The 21,043-nt window shown below is 65.0% G+C and carries 18 protein-coding genes and 1 pseudogene; 12 read left to right on the top strand and 7 right to left on the bottom strand.

Features of this window, described 5'->3' with window-relative positions; translation table 11 throughout:
* The 3 genes from GNZ13_RS18850 to GNZ13_RS18860 form a co-directional block, all read right to left on the bottom strand.
* A partial coding sequence (locus GNZ13_RS18850) for an Hsp70 family protein (protein ID WP_172167060.1) occupies positions 1–1,445 on the bottom strand: 1,445 nt, incomplete at its 3' end.
* Positions 1,442–2,053, bottom strand: coding sequence for a DUF2760 domain-containing protein (locus GNZ13_RS18855; protein ID WP_172167062.1), 612 nt, complete (start codon positions 2,051–2,053; stop codon positions 1,442–1,444). The genes GNZ13_RS18850 and GNZ13_RS18855, both read right to left, overlap by 4 nt.
* Positions 2,054–2,347: 294 nt before the next feature.
* The gene (locus GNZ13_RS18860; protein WP_172167064.1) at positions 2,348–3,244 is read right to left on the bottom strand and encodes a LysR family transcriptional regulator; all 897 of its coding nucleotides are present in this window, start codon (positions 3,242–3,244) and stop codon (positions 2,348–2,350) included.
* Between the two features lie 133 nt (positions 3,245–3,377).
* On the opposite strand from GNZ13_RS18860, the gene GNZ13_RS18865 reads away from it, so the two are divergent.
* The 3 genes from GNZ13_RS18865 (at position 3,378) to GNZ13_RS52425 (ending at position 4,930) form a co-directional block, all read left to right on the top strand.
* Positions 3,378–4,037 (top strand): NADPH-dependent F420 reductase, encoded by a 660-nt coding sequence (locus GNZ13_RS18865; protein WP_172167066.1) that lies wholly within the window; start codon positions 3,378–3,380, stop codon positions 4,035–4,037.
* 337 nt (positions 4,038–4,374) lie between these two features.
* Positions 4,375–4,776 carry an ATP phosphoribosyltransferase regulatory subunit gene (locus GNZ13_RS54300; protein ID WP_236002075.1) on the top strand — a complete coding sequence of 134 codons (402 nt, stop codon included), beginning with the start codon at positions 4,375–4,377 and terminating at the stop codon, positions 4,774–4,776.
* Positions 4,709–4,930, top strand: a complete 222-nt coding sequence (locus GNZ13_RS52425) for a hypothetical protein (protein ID WP_236002080.1) — start codon at positions 4,709–4,711, stop codon at positions 4,928–4,930. Before GNZ13_RS54300 ends, GNZ13_RS52425 begins: the two co-directional genes overlap by 68 nt.
* Positions 4,931–4,972: 42 nt before the next feature.
* Here GNZ13_RS52425 and GNZ13_RS18875 read toward each other — a convergent pair whose 3' ends face one another.
* Positions 4,973–6,304, bottom strand: coding sequence for an aminotransferase-like domain-containing protein (locus GNZ13_RS18875; protein WP_172167067.1), 1,332 nt, complete (start codon positions 6,302–6,304; stop codon positions 4,973–4,975).
* Positions 6,305–6,394: 90 nt separating this feature from the next.
* On the opposite strand from GNZ13_RS18875, the gene GNZ13_RS18880 reads away from it, so the two are divergent.
* Complete coding sequence (locus GNZ13_RS18880) at positions 6,395–6,991, top strand: DJ-1/PfpI family protein (protein WP_172167069.1); 597 nt, start codon at positions 6,395–6,397, stop codon at positions 6,989–6,991.
* A 118-nt stretch (positions 6,992–7,109) separates the two neighbouring features.
* Here GNZ13_RS18880 and GNZ13_RS18885 read toward each other — a convergent pair whose 3' ends face one another.
* Complete coding sequence (locus tag GNZ13_RS18885) at positions 7,110–10,403, bottom strand: adenylate/guanylate cyclase domain-containing protein (RefSeq protein WP_172167071.1); 3,294 nt, start codon at positions 10,401–10,403, stop codon at positions 7,110–7,112.
* Between the two features lie 265 nt (positions 10,404–10,668).
* On the opposite strand from GNZ13_RS18885, the gene GNZ13_RS18890 reads away from it, so the two are divergent.
* The 4 genes from GNZ13_RS18890 (at position 10,669) to GNZ13_RS18905 (ending at position 16,145) form a co-directional block, all read left to right on the top strand.
* On the top strand, positions 10,669–12,897 hold the full coding sequence (locus GNZ13_RS18890; RefSeq protein WP_172167073.1) for an SLC26A/SulP transporter family protein: 2,229 nt from the start codon (positions 10,669–10,671) through the stop codon (positions 12,895–12,897).
* Between the two features lie 280 nt (positions 12,898–13,177).
* A complete protein-coding gene (locus tag GNZ13_RS18895; protein ID WP_172167075.1) occupies positions 13,178–14,491 on the top strand; it encodes an Nramp family divalent metal transporter in 1,314 nt (437 codons plus the stop codon).
* A 141-nt stretch (positions 14,492–14,632) separates the two neighbouring features.
* Positions 14,633–14,902 carry a MoaD/ThiS family protein gene (locus GNZ13_RS18900; RefSeq protein WP_172167077.1) on the top strand — a complete coding sequence of 90 codons (270 nt, stop codon included), beginning with the start codon at positions 14,633–14,635 and terminating at the stop codon, positions 14,900–14,902.
* Positions 14,903–14,984: 82 nt separating this feature from the next.
* The gene (locus GNZ13_RS18905) at positions 14,985–16,145 is read left to right on the top strand and encodes a WD40/YVTN/BNR-like repeat-containing protein (protein ID WP_172167078.1); all 1,161 of its coding nucleotides are present in this window, start codon (positions 14,985–14,987) and stop codon (positions 16,143–16,145) included.
* Between the two features lie 54 nt (positions 16,146–16,199).
* Here GNZ13_RS18905 and GNZ13_RS18910 read toward each other — a convergent pair whose 3' ends face one another.
* The gene (locus GNZ13_RS18910) at positions 16,200–16,757 is read right to left on the bottom strand and encodes a PadR family transcriptional regulator (protein WP_172167080.1); all 558 of its coding nucleotides are present in this window, start codon (positions 16,755–16,757) and stop codon (positions 16,200–16,202) included.
* 117 nt (positions 16,758–16,874) lie between these two features.
* On the opposite strand from GNZ13_RS18910, the gene GNZ13_RS18915 reads away from it, so the two are divergent.
* Both GNZ13_RS18915 and GNZ13_RS18920 read left to right on the top strand, forming a co-directional pair.
* A complete protein-coding gene (locus tag GNZ13_RS18915; protein ID WP_172167082.1) occupies positions 16,875–17,783 on the top strand; it encodes an NmrA family NAD(P)-binding protein in 909 nt (302 codons plus the stop codon).
* Between the two features lie 351 nt (positions 17,784–18,134).
* A complete protein-coding gene (locus tag GNZ13_RS18920) occupies positions 18,135–18,383 on the top strand; it encodes a hypothetical protein (RefSeq protein WP_063500875.1) in 249 nt (82 codons plus the stop codon).
* 318 nt (positions 18,384–18,701) lie between these two features.
* On the opposite strand, the pseudogene GNZ13_RS18925 reads toward GNZ13_RS18920, so the two are convergent.
* Positions 18,702–18,947 (bottom strand): annotated as a pseudogene (locus GNZ13_RS18925) (transposase); the annotation flags it as partial.
* Between the two features lie 206 nt (positions 18,948–19,153).
* On the opposite strand from GNZ13_RS18925, the gene GNZ13_RS18930 reads away from it, so the two are divergent.
* Positions 19,154–20,173 carry a zinc-dependent alcohol dehydrogenase family protein gene (locus tag GNZ13_RS18930; RefSeq protein ID WP_172167084.1) on the top strand — a complete coding sequence of 340 codons (1,020 nt, stop codon included), beginning with the start codon at positions 19,154–19,156 and terminating at the stop codon, positions 20,171–20,173.
* Between the two features lie 118 nt (positions 20,174–20,291).
* Positions 20,292–20,918 carry a TetR/AcrR family transcriptional regulator gene (locus GNZ13_RS18935; protein ID WP_328807255.1) on the top strand — a complete coding sequence of 209 codons (627 nt, stop codon included), beginning with the start codon at positions 20,292–20,294 and terminating at the stop codon, positions 20,916–20,918.
* Positions 20,919–21,043: the final 125 nt, after the last annotated feature.

A 21,043-nucleotide genomic window follows, 5' to 3' on the forward strand; every position in this document is an offset into this window, starting at 1 on the left:
ATGTAGTACGCGCGCGCCGTGCCGCCGCGAATGCGCACGCCCTGGCCGCGCCGCACATAGCCGTAATAGGCCGCGCCGCGCGCGACGGCGAGATCAAGATCCGCGCCTTCGAGCAGGCGTGCTTGCGGCGCATCTTCTGCGCTGAGCCAGTCATTGAGCGTGCCCATGATCCGCTCGACCAGCAGCGGCGACTTGAACACGCCGCCGTTGAAGAGCACGGCGGTGGGGTGCAGGAAGCTCGCGCCTTCCGGAGCGGCGATATCGCGCAAGCCTTCGAGTTCGGCGAGCGCGCCCACCTGACGGCCAAGGAAGGCCGCCAGATGCCGCGTGATGCCCGCGTCCTGCGCATACGGCAGACCGAGTTGCGTCAGACCGGCACGCGCGCGGCTCACCGGACGTGCAGCGCTATCTACCTGCGGGAAGAAGCCTTCAAGGATCGTCTGGGTCAACTCCGCACGCGTGAGCTCGGTGCGGATCGAACCGCCGATCAGCTTCGAGCCGCGGCTCGGCACGACGAGCGGCACGGTGTCGGTCGACGGGTCGCTGAGCAGCGTTTCCTTCGCCGAGCGGCAGGCATAGGTGAGGGCGCGCAGTTGCCACGCGTCGGCCTGGGTACCTTGAGCGGCGAGCTTGCGTGCGACCCCATGGGCGAGCGCGAGATCCATGTTGTCGCCGCCCAGCAGAATGTGTTCGCCGACCGCGACGCGATGCAGTTCGAGATTGCCTTCGCGCTCGATCACGGCGATCAGCGAGAGGTCGGTCGTCCCGCCGCCTACGTCGACCACGAGAATGATGTCGCCGACCTTGACTTGCTTGCGCCACTGGCCGCCGCTCTTCTGAATCCAGCTATACAGCGCGGCTTGTGGTTCTTCGAGCAGCGTCATGCGGCCGTAGCCGGCGGCTTCCGCAGCTTCGGCGGTCAACTCGCGCGCGGCCGGATCGAACGACGCCGGGATCGTCACCGTGATGTCCTGCTGGCTGAACGGGGCGTCCGGATGCGCGTGGTCCCACGCTTCGCGCAGGTGCGTCAGATAGCGCACCGAGCTTTCGAGCGGCGACACGCGAGCGACTTCAGGCGGCGCGTCGTTCGGCAGAATCGCCGCGCGACGGTCGACGCCAGGATGACACAGCCAGCTCTTGGCGCTCGACACGAGCCGGATCGGCGTGGCCGCGCCGCGGCTGCGGGCGAATTCACCGACCGCGAATTCGCGCTGGCCGGTCCACGGCAGGTACAGGTCGCCCGAGGCGAGTTCGTCCGGATGCGGCAGGTAGAGGAACGAGGGCAGCAGATCGAGGTTGTCGATCGCGCCGGGGCCGGTGAGTTGTGCGATCGGCAGCACGCCCTGGGTGGTCTTTTCGCCGTCGCTGGCCGTGGTGTCGACGTAGGACAGCGCGCAGTGCGTGGTGCCCAGGTCGATCCCGATTGAGAAGCGTGCGTCGCTCATAGCTCCACCTCAGCCGGTGCGATCACCTTGGCGTTATGGCTGTCGGTCAGCTTCGGTAGACGCACTTCGTCGACACGCCAGCCGCGGTGGCTGATGCTGCCGTTAAACGGCGCCTTGCCGACCACATTGCCGGTCAGGCGAATCGAGGTGGCGTCGAAACCTTCGGCCAGCGTCACGCGGCTGCCTTCGGCTTCGTCGCGCACCGGACGGATCGTGAAATGCTCGCGCAACGTCGCGCGGCAGCCGTCGTGCACGAGGCGGGCGGCGGCGCCGATGTCGGCGTCGCTATAACCCTTGATGTCTTCTTCGACGAAATCGACGAAGCGCGCGTCGCGTTGCAGCAGGCCGAGCAACTGGAGCGCGGCGTCCGGGCTCGCTTCTTTCAGCGTGGGCGCCGGCTGAGGCGCGGGGGCCGGCGCAGCGGCAGGCGCGGGCTTGGGTGCAGCGGCAGGTGCAGGGCTCGCGGCAGCGGCGCCGCCTGCGCCACCTGCGCCACCCTTACGCAGGCGCAGCACCCCTGCGGCGAATTCGCCATCGCCGAGGATGCTGAAAAACGTACTGACGGCAAGTGAAATCCTGCCGAGGAAAGAGGGGTTCGAATCGGTCATGAATGCTCCTGAGGGGCTCTGTTAAAGGACGAGCTGTCCTGGCTGCGTCGCACGCGTCGGGCCCGACATGCCAGATTGGCTTGCTGGGCCGTCGTCATGCGTCTTTGCGAGGGTCGGCGGCAAGCATGCCGCCGAGGTCTGATTCATCCGGTCTGCGGCGCGTTCGGCGCGCGCAAAACCCGTATTTTGCCTTGTCGCGCGCCCGAAGCGGGCAAAGCCGGCAATTCTAGCGCTCAATGGGTGGAGATTGGCGGGTGGCGGAGGGTGCCTGCCGGGTACGCCCGGCGGCTCATTTCACGCGGCGTGCGGCCCGAATTCGGCCACCACCTGGTCGATAAACGCGCGCAACTTCGGGGTGGCGCGGCTTGCCGGAAACACAAGATGCATAGGTCGCGCGGGCGCTTCGTAACCGTTCAGCAGGCGCACCATCCGGCCTGCGGCGAGCTCGTCTTTTACCGCCACTTCGGGCGCGAGTATCACGCCGCCGCCATTGAGGGCGGCGGCCAGCAGCGCTTTCACGTCGTTGGCCTGAAAGCGGCCGGAAATCGGCACCACGTGTTCGCCTTGTGCATCGGCAAAACGCCATTCGGTCGCAACCGGCAAGCTCGTATAGACGAAGCTCAGGCACTCGTGCTCCGCCAGCGCTTGCGGGGTCTGCGGCTCGCCGCGCTCGGCCAGATAGCTGGGCGACGCGCAGGCGATCAGCCGGTACGGCATCAACGGCCGCGCGATCAACGACGAATCCGACAGCGAGCCCAAACGGATCGCGGCTTCATACCCTTCGTCGATCAGATCGACGAAGCGGTCGGTCAGCGCCAACTCGACCCGCACCTCGGGATTCGCCTTCAGGTAGCGCGTGATCATCGGCGCGAGACAGCAGGCGCCGAAGGTCACCGGCGCGGTGATGCGCAAACGCCCACGCGGCGAGGCTGACAATTCCTGTGCGACCGATTCGGCCGCTTCGGCATCCGCCAGCAGCGCCTTGCAGCGTTCGTAGAAAATCTGGCCGATCTCCGTGAGGCTCTGGCGGCGCGTGGTCCGGTTGAGCAAACGCGCGCCGACGCGCTCCTCCAGCGTGCTGACATGCTTGCCGGCCATCTGCGACGAGATGCCGAAGGCGAGCGCGGCCGCGGCGAACGAGCCGCTGTCGGCGGTTTTCAAGAACACGGCCATGCTGGTCAAACGGTCCATGATTCCCCACTCCCAGTTTCGACACTCATCAAACTACGCCCGTTTATCCGGTTGAAGTTTTGAATCATAGTGCTTGTCACCGATGGGCGGGCGCTCAACGGAGCGATCCTTAGATAGACATGGAGTGTGAAACATGAAGATAGGCATTCTCGGCGCCGGTTTTCTCGGCCGAGCGATGGCGACTCTCGCGAAGAACCATGGTCACGACGTGATGATCAGTAATTCCCGTGATCCGCGGACCTTGATCAGTACGGCCGCGGTGCTTGGCTGTGCACTCGGCACGGCTGAAGAGGCGGCGAAATTCGGCGACGTGGTGGTGGTGACCGTGCCGTTCAGCAACATTGACGCGCTGCCGGTTGCGGCGCTCGACGGCAAGATCGTGATCGACACGTGCAACTACTATCCCGACCGCGATGGCCAGATCGAGGCGCTCGACAGTCGCTCGACGACCACCAGTCAGATGCTGGCCGCCGCGTTGCCGGGCGCGAAGGTGGTCAAGGCCTTCAACGCGATTCTGGCGAAAGACCTCGAAACGGACGGCAAACCTGCGGATGCGCCGAACCGCCGGGCACTGCCGTTCGCCGGCGATGACGAACGGGCCAAACACGTCGTGAGCGCGCTTCTCGATCAGTTCGGCTTCGATCCAGTCGATGCCGGGGCGCTCGCGGACAGTTGGCGCTTCGAGCGTGCGAAGCCGGTCTATTGCATTGCGCTGGATCGCGCGGGCATCACCGAAGGATTGGCAGCGGCGCAGCGGGACGTCGAGTTGCCGCATGGGTCGTGGCGGCATTGAGTGGGGCGTGGCACGGCAGAATGAGACGGCAGCGACGTGTTCCCAAAATTAATTCGATGTGCGACTATGCCCATCATGGAACCCCGTAACGTACTGTTCAAATCTCATCACCATCACGGCCGCATGCTGTTGCGCCGTGGTTCGTTACGTCCATAGCAGAGAATCGGGACCTCACTGATCCCGTTTCATGCATAAACGACCAAGGCGCCTATGGCGCCTTTTTTACTTTTTACGCACAAGAGACCAGACATGACCATGATTCGTGGAACCCGTTTTATCGTCGGAAACGAAGCCGCCCAGATTCGTGCTCTCGAAAACCGCTTCCGGAGCTACCTTCATGGAAGCCGGGGCAGAGGAGGCTATTGTTCCTGCTCTGTGGGGACAAGACACCTTCATCCAGAAAGCCGGTGGCAGTGAGGTCATCGGACAGATGTGGGCGTTCCCGGACAAGAAAGGCAGACCCTGCTGTCTGATCCCGGAAGCCACCGCGCTCTTTCAGGAGCGCAGCAAGGAATTGCTGGGACAGCAGACGGAGCGCATGTTGTTTTACGTCGCGCGCTGCTATCGCTACGAGCGGCCTCAAGCCGGTCGATACCGCGAATTCTCGCAACTCGGTTTCGAATATCTTTGCCCGGACCCTCAACGGGCGCAACCTGCGCAGCCAGGAGATCGTGGCGGGCTTTCTGGATTCGTTCGGACTGCGTTACGAACTCGACAGCACGGCTCGACGCGGTCTTAGCTATTACCTGAACGGCCTGGGCTTCGAGATGCGCTGCACCGAACTCGGGGCGCAACAACAGATCGTCGGCGGCGGTGCCTATCGGGAGGGTGCGGGTTTCGGCATCGGCGCAGAACGGTTGCTGCTCGCGATGGTGGCTCAGGGAGTCGTGTAGGGCGGTAGACCTTATTAAATATGTCACCGTCGCGTCTGCCGGTCAGTAGGTCTGGTCGGCAATAACTCGGGCCACTGTTTCCAGCGACCGCTTGAGCGTGACCAGGTCGACGGAGCCGATTGCCAGGCGAATGGCGTGAGGTACCTGAGCCGACGTCGAGAACGGATGGGCTGTCGACACTGAAATCCGCTCGCGCATCAACGCCATAGCAATCCCGTCCGCGCGAACCTCCTGCGCCAGAGGAAGCCAGACGAAGTACGACGCGGGGTGACTGATCCTCTTGACCCGGCCCAAAACGTCGGCCGCAAGGCTCTGACGCATCTTGGCATCGCGCCGCTTGTCGTCTTCCAGGCGGGCCACGGTGCCGTCTTCCAGCCAACCGCAGGCGATGGCTGTCATGGTCGCCGGGGTGTTCCAGGTTGTCGCCCGGATGGCTCGTTCGAGCCTGGGGACCCATTCGCGCGGCGCACAGACGAAGCCGACGCGCAGACCCGTCGCGACACTTTTCGACAAGCTCGACACATAGACCGTCGTCTCCGGAGCAAGCGCTGCCAACGGAGGCGGAGCATCTTCAGCAAGGAATGCGTAGGCCGCGTCCTCGATGAGGATCAGTCCATGTCGTCGAGCGATGGTGACAAGTTCCCGACGTCGCGTTGCGCTCATCACCCAGCCGAGCGGGTTGTGCAGCGTTGGCATGGCGTAGACGGCGCGTACGCGCCGTCGCTTGCACAGGGCCGCTAACGCGTCCAGATCGGGTCCGTGCCCAGCGGCCGGGATCGGTGCGAGTTCCAGTCGATTGGCCTCGGCAGCCAGCTTGAATCCCGGGTAGGTCAGCGCGTCCACGGCCACCACGTCGCCGGGCTCGAGCAACGCCATGGCGGTCGTCGTCAGCCCATGCTGTGCGCCGCTCACGAGCAAGGTGGTTTCAACCGTTGCTGCCAGACCCCGGCTGGCCAGGTGGTGCGCCACCGTCGCCCGCTCGTGCTCGCGCCCACCGTGAGGCTGGTATCGAAGCAGGGACTCAAGGTCACCTGCGGCCGCGAGCTGGCGCAGCGCCGCCCTGAGAAGGTCGGCCTGGCCCGGCGAAGACGGATAGTTGAAGCTCAGATCCACCGTGTCCGTGCTCCAGGCATGCAGGTCAATGCCCTGTCCGCGAGGAAGAGGTTCTTTGACGAACGTGCCGCGGCCGGTTTCGCCGCTCACCAAACCCATATCCTGCAGCTCCGCGTAGACACGCGTGGCCGTGACCAGAGCCAGGCCTTCGCGAGCAGCGAGGTCGCGGTGCGTTGGCAGACGCGTCCCGGGACGCAGGTGGCCTGCACGGATGTCAGCCGCGAGTTGGTCGACCAGTTGTTTGTAGCGCGGCTGAGGCATGTCTCAATGTATCCATGACAATTATTTGATTGTATTGATTATCGGCCCTACCATGGAGCGACACAACGTCTCCACCCGCACGAGGACGCCATGCACATCGCCATCCTGACCTTCGAAGGCTTCAACGAACTCGACTCGCTGATCGCGCTCAACATCCTCAGCCGGGTCAAGAAGCCCGGCTGGCGGGTGTCGATCGCCAGTCCGGCGGCCAAGGTGCGTTCGATGAACGGCGTGGTGCTGGAGGCGCAAGCGTCGCTGAAGGACGCTTGCGACGCCGACGCGGTGCTAGTCGGCAGTGGGATACAGACCCGAGACGTCGTCGCCGATGCCGCGTTGATGTCGCAGCTGAGGCTCGACCCGACGCGCCAACTGCTCGGCGCGCAGTGCTCGGGCACGCTGATACTCGCGAAGCTAGACCTGCTGGACGGCGTTCCGGCCTGCACGGACCTGACCACCAAGCCGTGGGTCGAGGAGGCCGGCGTGGCTGTGCTCAACCAGCCGTTCGTGGCTAAGGGAAACGTCGCGACCGCGGGCGGGTGCCTGTCGTCGCAGTATCTGGCGGCCTGGTTTATCGCACGTCTGGAAGGCGTCGAGGCTGCACGCAGCGCGATTCACTATGTCGCCCCGGTGGGGGAGAAGGAAACCTACGTGACGCGTGCGATGGCGAACATTTCGCCGTTCCTCTAAGGGGCCGCCTGGCTAGGCAGCTTGCTACCTTGCATGCATATGCACACAGAACCGGAAAAACAGTCGTTCGTGTCGGCAGCCGGACGGATAGACACGCGGCGCTGGATTGACGCTCGCATCAAGCGGCGAGCGCTGCATCGACCGCGGCCAGGTAGTGCCGAAAGCCAGCCTGCAGCAGCACGGTTCGCACGCGCCCGAGCTCGCATCGCACGGCTTCGTCCGCGGGCTCCTGCAGGGTGCGCGCGAGCGCGCGGCCGCGCGCCGCGAACAGCTCGGCCCAAGGCAGCGGTTCGCGCCGCGTGTAGTCCTCTAGTGCCGTCACGTAGAGCAGCACGCCGGCCGGATCGGGGGCCGACAGCATCGCTTCGATTGCGTCGCGGTAGAACCAGAGGTGGTTGTGGCCGACCGCGCCGAGGCGCAGGAGGTTCTCGCCTTCTGCCAGGAGCCGCGCACGCTCGTCGTTCTCGTCGACCGCGCGGGAGAGGGCGCCCAGGACCTTCGGCGCGCAGAACTGCGTGCCGACTTCGCGCGAGATCGCGAGCGCCTCGCGAAGCGCTTTCACCGCTTCGCCGCGGCATCCATCGTCCAGCCATACACGTCCCTGCATTTCCAGGTTCTGCGCTTCGAATCGGCGCGCGCCCAACTGCCGGATCACCCGCATTTCCTGCTCCAGATGGACCCGCGCAGCCTGCCCATCGCCTAGCTCGTAGCAGGCGAACACGCCGAGCGTCTCGCCCAGCAATTGCGCGCGCGGCTGCCCGATCAGCTCGGCGGCGCGCGCGGCGGCAACGGCGTCTTCGCGCGCCTGCCGCGCGTCGTTCAGATAGATGCGGCTGAAGCCCTGCATCGAACGATTGGCGACTTCGATGCGGCCGAATCCGTGCTCGCGGCTTAACGCCACGCAATCGCTGAAATGGCGGAACGCGGTCCGCATCCGCCCCTGCGCGTACGCGGCATCGGCGAGGCCGCCGAGCGCGCGGGCCTCCGCCTCCGGCAGGCCGAGGCGCCGCGCATAGGCGAGCCCGCGTTCGTGCTCGGCGCTACAGGCATCGATCTTCCCGAGCGGAAAGAGGATGTTGCCGCGCAGATGGTGAAGGCTCGCGAGCTCGGCCACCCGGTCGTCGCGCTCCGCGATCCGCTGCGCGGCCGCGAGCAGGTCTAGCGCTTCGTCGAGACCTTCGCTCACGCGCAGGCCTTCCGCAAGCCCGAGCTGGCAGCGGCACAGACTGGCGTCGTCGGGGGCGGCCGCCAGCGCCGCGCGATAGGTGGCGGTCGATCCCGCGATGTCGCCGAGGTCGCGCTGGAGCTCGCCCTTGCAACAGCTCAGGGCGTGACGGTCCGTGTCGGTCTGCGCGATCTCGAGGCCCCGCTCGGCGAGGCGCAGCGCGGCCTCGACCAGGTGGGCCGTGCGCTGCGCGCCCGCGGCGGCCAGATAGGCCCGCGGCGCGCGTTCGTCCTCGGCGCGGTCGAGATGCTGGGCGTGCAGCGTGGAGTCGCCGTGCGCGAACCAGTCGGCCGCGCAGCGGTGCAGCTCGCGCCGGCGCGCGCGCAGCAGCGTCGAGTATGCGCTCTCCTGAATCAGCGCATGGGCGAACAGGAAGTCTTCGCCCTCCGGCAGCACGAGCGCATTGGCGAGCAGGCCGTCGCAGACGTAGCCGGGATCGTCGATGAGCCGCCGCAGCAACGCGATGTCGAAACGCTGGCCGATCACGGCGGCCGCCTGGAAGGCCAGGCGGTCGTGCGGCGCGAGCCGGTCCATCCGCGCGAGCACGAGGCTCCGGATCGAGGCGGGCACGGCGCTGCCGCCGCCTTCCTCTGCGTTGCGCAATAGCTGCTCGAGGAACAGCGGATTGCCGCCCGCGCGCTCGATGCAGGCGCGCGCGACACGCTGCGTCGCATCGATGAAGTTGCCCGCGAGGCTCAGGGCCTCGTCCTTTCGCAGCGGTCCGAGATCGATCGTCGCGAACGGGGTGTCCCGGCAGCGCGCTCGCCACGTCGCATCGATCGGATCGCCTTCCACGCGCGACGTCATCACGAGGAGGCCCGGGCCGTTCGCGATGCCCGAGGCGAAGGCCGAGAAATAGTCGAGCACTTCGGGGTCAGCCCAATGCAGGTCTTCGACGACGATCAGCGTCGCCGCCTGCCTGCACGCGTCGTCGGTCAGTCTCGCGGCGAGCGCCTGCTTGCCGCGCTTGCGCGCGCCGTGTTCCATCGCGTCGTAGAAGGCTCGCCATTCGCCCGCGAGCGGGAGGTCGAGGAGGTCGTGGAGAAACGCGTGCTGCTCGTCCTTGACGACGCCCTCAGCGGCGAGACGCGCGGCGGCGGCCTGCCGCGCGTCACTCGATGCGCCGGCCGGCAGGCCGAGCAGGCTGCCGACGATCGCGTGCACGGGATCCTGCCCCTTGCCCACGCCGAAATCGAGCACGAGGCCCCGATGGATCGCGAAGCCCTGCGACTGCGCGTAGCGGCGCATCTCGTCGACGAGACGCGTCTTGCCGATGCCCGCTTCGCCGCGCACATGGACAACGTGGCCGGCCCGCCTCGCGAGGCACGCGTGGACGATACCGTGAAACTGCTCGAGCTCGGCCTGGCGTCCGACGAAGAGGCTCCGACTCGCCTTCGCCGATTCGCTCGCGATGGCGCGCAGCCGCCATGCCCGCACCGGCGTGTCGATGCCCTTGAACCGCTGCTCACCGAGCGCGTCGCAGACGGCGGCGTCGCCGAGCGCGCGCGCCACGTCATCGGAAAGCCAGGTCTCACCGGCCGCCGCCGCGGCCTGGAGCCGCGCGGCCAGGTTCACCGGGTTGCCGGTCACGGTGTAGTCCCGCGCGTCGACGCAGCCGAGCGCGCCCGCGACCACCTCGCCGCTCGCGATGCCGACATGCGCCTGCAACGTCCGCCCCGCCTGCGCGCTCAGCTGCGTCAGCGCGTCATGGATGTCGAGCGCCGCGCGGGCCGCGCGCAGCGTGTCCGTCTCGTGCGCGCGGGGAGCGCCGAACAGCGCCATCACCGCATCGCCGATGTGCCTGTCGGTCGTGCCGCCATAGGCGAGCACGATGCCGTCGACGAGCGCCGTGTAGCGGCCGATCAGCGCGCGCAGCTCCTCCGGATCGAGCGTGCGCGACAGCGCCGTGAAGCCGCAGAGATCGGCAAAGAGGATCGTGACCTGCCTGCGTTCGTCCGCGGGGGTGCCCACGGCGAAGGGAGCCTGCGCCGCCGGCGGGGCCGCTGTCGCCGAGTCCCGCGCGGCGGCAGCGAGGATGCGTTTGCGGTGGCCGAGCGACTGCACCCCGAGCTCCTTCAGGTCCACATCGGTCAGCTGCGCGAGCAGCGACAGATCGATATCGTTTGCCGCGAACGCTGGCGCGTACTGCTCAAGTCCCAGGACGTGCAGCCATTGCTCAATATCCATGTTCGCCGCCTGCATCCAATGCCGGGCGGCGCGCGCCGCTCTGCCGCCCGGGTCCGCTTCCGGTTCCTTCCCATGGGCTCAAAGCGCAGACGAAAAGCGCGCGCCGGTTGCCGATGCGAATGGCCCCGAGCCTGTCGCGGATCGTGCCGATGAATACCCAGTGTAGGCGTCCGCCACGGACCGCGTATGGCGTTTGACAGGCTTTCGATTGAGGACGGATACTGGACGGCACCCATCGCGCCTCCGCATTCCACCGGGAATTCACGTGAAGCCGGGCAACACCGTTTCCGTCTCCGACGTCCCGCCACGCTCGCGCGTCGCGGGGCTGCCCGGCGATCTGGCGGCCGGGGCGGTATCGGCGCTCGTCATGCTGTGCTACGCGATGAGCCTCGGCACGATGATCTTCAGCGCCGATCTCGCCCGCTACGCGATGCTCGGCGTACCCACCGCGCTCGTCAGCTGTGTCGTCACGGCGCTCGTGATTTCCTTGACGAGCTCGATGCGCCTGAACATCGGCGGCCCCGACAGCAATGCGGCGGCGTTTCTCGCGGGTGTGGCGGCAGGCGTCGCGAGCAGCGTGCGCGCGGACGGCGGCTCCCCGCAGACCCTCCTCCTGACCGTGCTGATCGCGATCGCGCTCTGTTCGCTCGTGACCGGCATCGTGCTCTACGCGATCGGTTCGTCGAAGCGCAGCCGCTCGCTGCAGTTCCTGCCTTACCCGGTCCTCGGCGGATTCCTCGCCGGCACGGGCTATCTGCTCCTCGCCGGCGCGTTCCGCGTGATGACGGGCGAGTCCCTGCAATGGCAGACGCTCGTGCTGTTGACGCATCTTCACTGGCTCGCGTGGCTCCCCGCGCTCGTCGTAGGCGTGCTGGCCACCATCCTGATGCGCACCTGGAAGCACGTCGCAGCGCTGCCGCTCACGCTGGCCTTCGGGGTCGTCCTCTTCTACGTCCTGCTGCGCGCCGCGGGCCTGTCGATCGACGAAGCGCGCGGCATGGGGCTGCTGCTGCCGCGCGGGGCGCTGCGGCTCGCGGGGCTTCCGGAGCTGCACCTGACAGCGCAGCTCGCGCAGGGTGGCATCGACTGGTCGGCGATCGCCGCACACCTTCCGGAGAGCCTCGTGGTCACGTCGGCCTCGGCTGTCACAATCCTGATGAATTCGACGGCAATCGGCGCGGCGACGGGCGAGGAGGTCGATCTCAATCGCGAGATGCGGGCCGCGGGCCTCGCCAATCTCGCGAGCGGGCTTTTGGGCGGAATGGTCGGCTATCAGTCGTTCAATCGCTCGATGCTCAACGCGCGCGTTGGCGCGACGAGTCGGATGGCGGGCGTGTTCGCGTCGCTCGCGTGCCTCGTCGTGCTTGCCGCGTCGCCCGGTCTCGTCGCGCTCTTTCCCGTGCCGGTGCTCGTCGGCCTCCAGCTTTTCATGGGGCTGCGCCTCCTCGTGCACTGGGTTGTCGGCGCCTATGCGAAGCTCAATTGGTACGAGTACCTGCTCGTGCCCGTCATTCTCGGCACGATCGCGGCCTGGGGCGTGATCATCGGCGTGGTCGCAGGCGTCGTCGCCGCGTGCGTGATGTTCACGCTGCTCTACGGGCGGGCCAGTTGCATACGCATGGAGTTCGACCTCCTCACCCGGACATCGAATGTCGAGCGCAACATCGAGGAGACCGAATCGCTGCGCGGACTCGGCGCACAGGTGTACGGAATGTGCCTGCAAGGGTTTCTCTTCTTCGGCACGGCCAATTCGATCCTCCACCGCATACGCGAGCGGCTCGCCGCGCGCGATCCGGCGTCGGTCCGATTCGTCGTGCTCGACTTCGCGTCGACCCAAGGCATAGACGCGTCGGTATCGATCAGCTTCGTCAAGCTGCGGCAGCTCTGCGCGGCGACGGACGCGGACTTAATCTTGACCGCGCTGCCGCCGCGCTCGCGCGATCTGCTTACTAAAACCGGCACGCTCAATCTGCGGATTCGTGAATTCGACACGCTCGACGCGGGCCTGGAATGGGTCGAAGACAAACTGCTCGCCTCAAGCGCGCTTGCGCCGAAGCGCGGTGACGACCTCCACGCGATGCTCGCGCGGCATTTCACGGCCAGCGCACTGAACACACTGTCCACCTATCTCGAAGTGCATGAGCTGCTAGCCGGCGAGCCACTGTTTCTTCGCGGGGAGGCGGGCGACGCACTGTACATCATCGAGCGCGGGCGGGTCGCGGTTTCGCTGCCGCTCGGAGACGGGCGGTCGGTGAGGCTGCGCGCTTCCGGCCCGGGCACGGTCGTTGGCGAAATGGCCATGTACACGCAGCAGCCGCGCAGCGCGGACGTGTTCGCCGAGGTGCCGACGCGCGTGCGCAGGCTGTCGCTGGCCGCGCTCGTTGCTCTCGAGCAAGACAACCCCGCAGCCGCGCAGCAGTTTCATCGCTTTCTGGTGAAGGTCATCGCGTCGCGGCTCGCCCTCGCCACTGAGGCCCTGCGCGCGGCCTACTGAGCGGTGGGCGGGGGATGGTGTTCGGGGCAACTGCCGTGGCACTTGGGCGGCGGCCGACGCTGAAGATCGCGCAACGCCGTCAGCGATGCTATTCACGAATCTGGTTTCTTTATCGAAGCGATGAGAACGTTCAATTGTTCTTTTCGCGTTCCTCACCGCATTATGCAAACGGATAGCGAAAAGGCTGGGATGGATTGCCATCTGAAGCACGCCACCCGGTCCTTGGCGCTGGCCATAGCCATAGCACCGACAGTCTGTTTGACGCGAGAGGATTTCTGCGATGAGTGCACCAGCCGCACGTCTGGGGATGACCGATCGAACAACGCTGGCCATTGGCGAGGTTCTGGCTGGGCGCAGCGCCGGCATCCGGTCCACACTGCTGTTTGCCGGCCCGGCTGTCGTTGCTTCCATCGCGTACATGGATCCGGGCAATTTCGCCACGAACCTTCAGGCGGGAGCCCGGTACGGCTATTCGCTACTTTGGGTCGTGCTGGCTGCCAACATTATCGCGATGCTGTTCCAGGCACTCTCGGCACGGCTGGGCATTGTGACGAACCGCAATCTCGCCGAAATGTCCCGTGAGCATTTTCCAGCTCCAGTGGTTTATGCGATGTGGGGAATCAGCGAGATCGCGGCGATGGCGACGGATCTCGCAGAGTTTCTGGGCGGCGCGATCGGCCTGGCACTACTGTTTCACCTGCCTCTGCTCTTCGGCATGGCAGTAACTGGACTCGTTACTTACGCGATCCTGATGGCCGAGAAGCGAGGCTTCCGCCCGGTCGAGCTGATTATCGGCGGTCTCATTGGCGCCATTGCCCTGTCTTATGTGATCGAACTGCTGATTGTCCACGTAGCGTGGGGAGCGGCGGCGCACGGAACGTTCGTACCGCAGTTGCATGGTTCAGGGGCGCTCGGTGTCGCGGTAGGCATTATCGGCGCCACGGTGATGCCGCACGCCCTCTACCTGCACTCCGGCCTGACGCAAAATCGCGTGTCCGCGCGCACCGATGTTGCGCGCCGCAGACTGGTGCAATTCTCGAACCGCGAAGTCGTCATCGCGCTGACGCTCGCCGGTCTCGTCAACATGGCGATGGTCATCATGGCTTCCGGCGCATTCCACGCAGGTCATCCCGACGTGGCCGAGATCGAGACGGCGTATCACACGTTGACGCCTTTGCTAGGCGCCGGCGCGGCCGGGGTCTTCCTGGTGTCGCTGCTGGCCTCCGGCGTTTCCAGTTCGGTGGTCGGAACGATGGCAGGGCAAATGATCATGCAAGGCTTCGTGGGTCTTCGTCTTCCAGTCTGGCTGCGCCGTCTTGCGACGATGGTGCCCGCATTCATTGTCGTAGCGTTGGGTGTTAACGCAACCGATGCGCTCGTCTACAGCCAGGTGGTATTGAGCTTTGCCCTGCCGGTGCCGATGATTGCCCTCGTGATCTTTACCAGCCGGCGCGACATCATGGGCGCTTTCGTGAACAGCCGACTGGTATCTCTCGCCGCGATTCTGGGGACCGCAACGATTCTGGTCCTCAACGCCATCCTGCTGCTGCAGACTTTGGGCATCGCTATACCGGGAATTCCCACCGCCGGTTGACTCGCCGAGTTCGTCAGTAAAGATTCCCCTAATGTACCGCAACCTATCGTCTGGTGTATGGCGATGCCCCCGAAGCACGCGGGGCGGATCGCCTAAACTACAGAATCAACGGACACGGCCATTCCCGCGCCGCTACCCGCCATGGCGCACATCTTCTTCGCTGCTTCGATTCAGCGGCATATCGCAACGCCCGAGCGCGAGATCGACGCGCGCACGCTCGGCGAAGCGCTCGAGGCCGTCTTCGCCGCGCAACCTCGACTGCGCGGCTACATCCTTGACGATCAGGGCTCACTGCGGAGGCATCTCGCCGTGTTTGTCGACGGCCGGCGGGTGCGCGACCGACAACATCTGTCCGATGCGCTCGGCGAGAAAAGCCGGGTTTACGTCGTACAGGCGCTGTCTGGCGGATAACGGGTTTCATCCGTACTTGAGCTTTGCATGGGACCAGAGTAAGCGCTAAAGCGCTAACTCTGGTCGACAGGAGAAACTCGACATGAGCGATCGATTGCTTGTCGCAACCCGCAAGGGACTGTTCGTTCTGCAAGCCGATGGCGATGGCGGCTGGACGCTCGGTGCGCCGTATTTCGTCGGCGAGCCTGTGAGCATGGTGCTGCCTGATCCGCGCGACGGATCGCTGTATGCCGCGCTCAATCTCGGCCACTTCGGTGTGAAGCTGCATCGCCGGCGCGCGGGCAGGGAGGATTGGGAAGAGTGCGCGGTCCCCGTCTACCCGCCGCAGCCCGCCGACGAGACACGTACTGGTGACGGCGCGAACGCGAGTGCAAACACCAGCGCGGACAATGCGAGCGCCGCCGCGCCCAGCCCGCCGCCGCCTCCCTGGACGCTTCAGCAAATCTGGTCGCTCGAAACCGGCGGCCCGGACGAGCCGGGCGTCCTGTGGGCCGGCACGATTCCCGGCGGGCTCTTCCGTTCCGACAATGGCGGCGAGACATGGGTGCTCAACCGTGCGCTGTGGGATCGCCCGGAGCGCCGCGAATGGTTCGGTGGCGGCTACGACGCGCCGGGCATCCATTCCGTGATGGTCGATCCGCGCGACAGCCGGCATGTGACAATCGGCGTATCGTGCGGCGGCGTCTGGCAAACCGCCGACAGCGGCGCGACCTGGCGCGTGACTGCAGAGGGGATGGAGGCTGACTACATGCCGCCTGAGCGGCGCGGCGATGCCAACGTGCAAGACCCACACAGGGTCGTACAATGCGCGGCAAATCCAGATGCGCTGTGGACGCAGCATCACTGCGCAATCTTCCGCTCGACTGACGGCGCGGCACACTGGCAGCGGATCGAAGCGCAGCCATCGAGCTTCGGCTTCGCGGTTGCCGTGCATCCGCGCGAGCCGGACACCGCGTGGTTCGTGCCCGCTGTGAAAGACCAGTGCCGGATCCCGGTGAACGGCCAGTTCGTCGTCACGCGCACACGCGACGGCGGCCGCACGTTCGAGCGTTTCTCGAATGGGTTGCCGCCTGCACCGGCGTATCACCTCGTGTATCGGCACGGGCTCGCTGTAGATGACTCCGGCATGCGCCTCGCGATGGGGTCGACCACCGGCGCGCTTTGGACGTCCGACGACGGCGGCGAAAGCTGGCATTTGATTTCGGCGCATTTGCCGCCTGCTTATTGTGTTCGGTTTGGATGAGGGCGCGGGGCAGGCGTCGAACAACCCTTAACGCAAGCAGTCTTCGGCCGGGCATCAGGCTGGCCTGCGAGCAATCATGTCCGCCACCTCGTCACACCACGCGATATAGGCCTGTTCCGCCAGCACCCCGCGGCGCGCCACCAGCAGCGGTCCAAGCTGACGCTCGGTCAGCACGGCCTGTCTTGCGAGAAAGAATTCAAGCTGGACCTGGTGGTCCGCACGCACCTCGCGGATTTGCTGCAACGCTGTCTCGCGCGGCAGCAAATCGAAGCACAACACCCGCAGTATCTGTTCGTCCTTGATGGCAGGGCGCGGCGAACCGTTAGCCACCCACGCCCTCAGCTTATCGAGCCCAGCAGCGGTCATGCTGTAGATCGAGCGTTCCGGCCCGCGCGTTCCCGGCAGGCGCTCCGACTGGATGAGTTCATCCTGCTCCAGCTCGCGCAAAGCGGGGTACACCGAGCTGTGCTCAACCGACCAGCAATGCTGGCCCACCATCTGCAGCCATTTGGTCAGTTCATAGCCGGAACGCGGCTCGTTATAGATGCCGGCAAGAAGAACGTATTTCAGCGGCTTTTCCTTGCCGGCCGCGGCTTCCTTCAGATCACTCACTCGCTTTGCTCCTGGATTGCGTCAACGCGCACACGGAATGACTATGTTTTTTTTGACATAGTAAAAACGGCATGTCACTATGTATTTTCCTACATACTCGATGTTATCAGGAAGGCCATGTCCCAAGAAACCATTCTCGTCACCGGCGCCGCCGGCAGCGTCGGTTCGACCGCGCGCGCGGCCATCGCCATCCTGCTGGAACAAGGCCATCGCGTACGCGCCATGGTGCGCAAGCTGGACGCCCGCGCCGACAGGCTGCGTGACCTGGGCGCCGAAGTCGTGGTCGCCGACATGCTCGACATCGTCGCCGTGCGCGCAGCCATGCAAGACTGCTCAGTGGTGTATTTCACAATGTCGGTTTCGCCCGACTACCTGGAAGCGGCCGCCAACGTCGCGGTTACAGCCAAAAGCCTGGGTGTGAAGGCCTTCGTCAATCTGTCGCAGATGACGCTATCGCAGATGAGCGAGACAGAGACCACCAGCAGCCCGCAACAGAAGCAGCACTGGCTCGCAGAGCAGATGCTGCGCTGGTCCGGCCTGCCGGTGGTCTACATGCGTCCAACCGCTTTCTTCGATGGCATGTTCCTGGTGCAGGCGGCCAAGGGGATCCGCGACGACAACGCCATCCGCCTGCCGTTCGCTGACGGCAAGACCTCGCCGATCGCCGCCGCCGACGTGGGGGCAGCCGCCGCTGCGGTGCTGGCCAACCCGGAGCCGCATATCGGCAAAGTCTACGAACTGACCGGCCCCCAGTCACTGACGATGACCGAGTTCGCACAGGAATTCAGCAGCGCTCTGGGCCGCACCATCCAATACGTCAACGTGCCGCCGCAGATGTGGGAGGCGAAGCTCCGGGAACTCCAACAGCCGGCGCATCTGACCACGCACCTGGTCGTCATGGCGCAGCTACATCGCGACAACCGTTATGACCGCATGACCGACACCTTCCAGCAGTTGGTCGGCCGCGCGCCGATTTCCGCCGCCGAATTTGCTCGCCGCCACGCGGCCGCGTTCACGCCTGCCTGATCCTCCCTTTTAAAAGAAAACAATGATGGAATTCGTTCTCGCTTTTCAACAGCCACCGAATGCCTATGAAATCTGCGCCGATCCGCTCAAAGGGCAGCAAGTCTCGCTCGCGTGAAACAGTACATGGGCTCCATGGTCGTTTCCAAAGGTTAAGCGGCCTGACCGGTGCGTGGTGTCACGATCGCCCAAGAGGAACAATGTATAAGTAATGCCTTATTATTTCAGTTAAAAACATTAACTATCGTAAATTTACAGCCGAGTCTACGCTGTAATCATCCCCGTCGCATATGCTCAGGTCGCAGCACTTGAGTCTCTAGCCGGCTGAGCGGTGGGTGATCGAAGGAGATGACCATGAACACCGCCGAGAAGTCCTTGCATTACCTGGTGGAAAAGTGGCTTGCGCCTGCCCCGCACACTCAAATTCGCGTAATTCAGTTTGGGCATATACGCGAAGATAGGAGGCGCTACGTGCACGTCGAGGCATCAGCTCCGAGCGGCTCGCACGCAATCTTTTTCTTTCGGCACGACGACGGCTGCTGGTGCGTATTTCCGCCCCGGATCGCGCGTCCCTCAATGACTGGTGATCAGCGTGCCGCTTGAGCCGTATCACAAGCTCGAACAATCGGCAAAGGACAAATGGACTACACTTTTTGCAGTCCGAATAAAATTACTACGGTCGATCCGAATCGCCCGGCGCCAGTTCCACGACGCGCCGGACAACATTGACGCGCAAAGGTCCGTTAACCGGGCGAAGCCGACGTTCGAACGTCCGCATGAAAACACGGCCCAACGGCCGTAGATGGGCCAGTTGCCGCCGTTCGCCATCGTCTTCACCTGGTCACTCGAGCGGCTGCTTCGCTTAAACAGCGGACCTTAATGCTCGGAGTGCTTGGGACTGCTTGCCAATCTTTCATGCCCGACCGCGGCGACGTTGTGATTGCGGCGGCGAATGAGCTCATGCACCCACCCTTCACATAAGATCACCGAACGGGCGCAGTGGATCAGCAGCATCCGCACATAGAAATCGCCACGCTTGCTGCTGCCTAGCAGGTTTTGCTTGCCGCCGCTGGAGTGCTGCCGTGGGACGAGGCGGAGCTACGCAGCGAGTTGCCGTCCGTTGCGAAAGTGCTTGGCATCACCAATCGTTGCCACGAGCGCGCGAGCCATTCCACGAACGGTCGCTGCAGTCATCGATGGACATCGAGCGTTCATACCTTTGGACAATGGTTTTCCGAGGGGCTTGCGTCTATGCTTGATTGCGACCATAATCAAAATTCGAAGTCTGGCTACGTGTGAGTCCGCAGCCTTGGCATCGCGTCGCGCCCGCGGGGGCATGACTAGCACCTCAACTCAAGCGAAGGAGAAAGCACATGAAGGCCTTGGTCATCGAACAAAACGGCGAGCCGTCAGAGGTGGTCCACTGGCGTGATTTGCCCGAGCCCACGCCCGGGCCAGCTGAAGTCCGCGTGAGGATGCTACTGGCGCCGGTGCACCCGTCCGACTTGCACATCATCCGTGGACGTTTCGCCCGTCAGCGTCAGCCCGAACTGCCAGCCTCGCCCGGGTCCGAGGGGGTCGGAATCATCGACGCCGTGGGCAGCGACGTGCCGCGCACGCGGATCGGAGAGCGCGTCGTTTTGCTGGATGTGCCCGGAACCTGGAGAGAGCAAGTCATTAGTCCGGCCGCCCGCGCGATACCTGTACCGGCGGCGATCTCCGACGAGGACGCCGCGCAGGCCCTGGTCAACCCGATGACGGCATGGGCAATGACGATGTCGGAGCACCAGCTTGGACGCGGCGACTGGCTTGTCCAGAGCGCGGCCGGCTCGACGGTCGGTCGCCTCGTGCTGCAGATCGCGAAAGCGGAGGGGTTCCGCACCATCAACCTCGTACGCCGTGAAGAGCAGGTCGCCGAGATCCAGGATCTTGGCGGTGACGTCGTGATATGCACTGCGGACGAAAGCTGGCCCGAGCAGCTGAAGAAGGCCACCGGCGGCAATGGCATCGTGAGCGCGATCGACTGTGTCGCCGGCCGCACCGGCGCCACGCTTGCGCGTCAGCTCGCCCCGAATGGATGCCTGCTCGTCTACGGAGCCTTGTCTTCGCACCGCCAGACCGACCCGGCGGCCTTCGAGATGCCTATTTTCGCCCCGGCGCTTGTCTACTCAGGTGCCGAGGTGCGCGGCTGGTTCCTCTTTTCGTGGCTGGCACGCAAGGGGGTGAATGAAGGCAGCCAGGCGCTGCGCAGTCTGCTTGATCGCATGGCCGCGGGCAGCTTGAAGCCGCCGGCAGCGCGCCGCTACCACGTCGATCGCGCACTCGAAGCCTTCACGGCCGCGGAGCGCGCCGCACACGACGCCAAACCGCTGCTGGCGTTCGCGGAGGGCTGAGCTTCGCCCGTGTCACCGTCGCAGGCGGCTTTGCGCCGCTTGGCGGCCGCGATTGGCGGGAGCGGATGAAGCTTGTTCGAAGGTTGAAGTAAGCCGGCATCAATCAGGCGCGACATTTGTGAGTTATTCGCAGGACCCGTTTCAGGAGAAGACCGTGGTGTATGTAAAACGTGAGCAATCCGACGAAAACCGCGAAGCGCTGCTGGCCACGGCCAGCCGGCTGTTTCGCGAACGAGGCATCGATGGCGTGGGCGTCGCGGAAATCGCGCGCGAAGCCGGGCTGACGCATGGAGCGCTGTACGCGCATTTCCGCTCGAAGGACGATCTTGCGACGGAAGCCTTTTCGCAGGGCCTGGCGCTGAGCCGCGAAGCGTTCCGGGGCAAGGGAACGCGTCGCAAGCGCAGCGTGTCGGGGTATCTCGACTACCTGCTTTCGCCGCTAAACCGGGACGATCCCGGCATGAGTTGTCCGATGACGGCGTCGGCGAGCGAAATCGGGCGGCACGGAAAGGACATCAGTGCGCGGTTCGCCAAAGGGTTTCAGGACAAGGCGAGCGCATTCGAGGCGGTGCTGGACGAAGCTATCCCCGAGGCCGAACGGCGCCGTCTGGCGATGGCCATCGTCGCGGCGGAAATCGGGGCTATGGCCGCCGCCCGTGCCGTCGCCAAAAGCGACCCTTCGTTGTCCGATGAAATATTGAAGGCGGTGCATGCCGTGTTGATGAAAGCATCGAAGGGGCAGTAAAGCGACATTCGACATCTGGCTGCGCCACGTCACCTGAAAATGCGCCGGGCGTTCGTCGCCGGCTGGCTTGGCAGCGAGCTCATCGTCGGCATTGAAGAAAACTAACCAACCTTCATCAGCCGTAG

Source organism: Paraburkholderia elongata (genome assembly GCF_013177735.1).
Taxonomy (GTDB): domain Bacteria; phylum Pseudomonadota; class Gammaproteobacteria; order Burkholderiales; family Burkholderiaceae; genus Paraburkholderia; species Paraburkholderia elongata.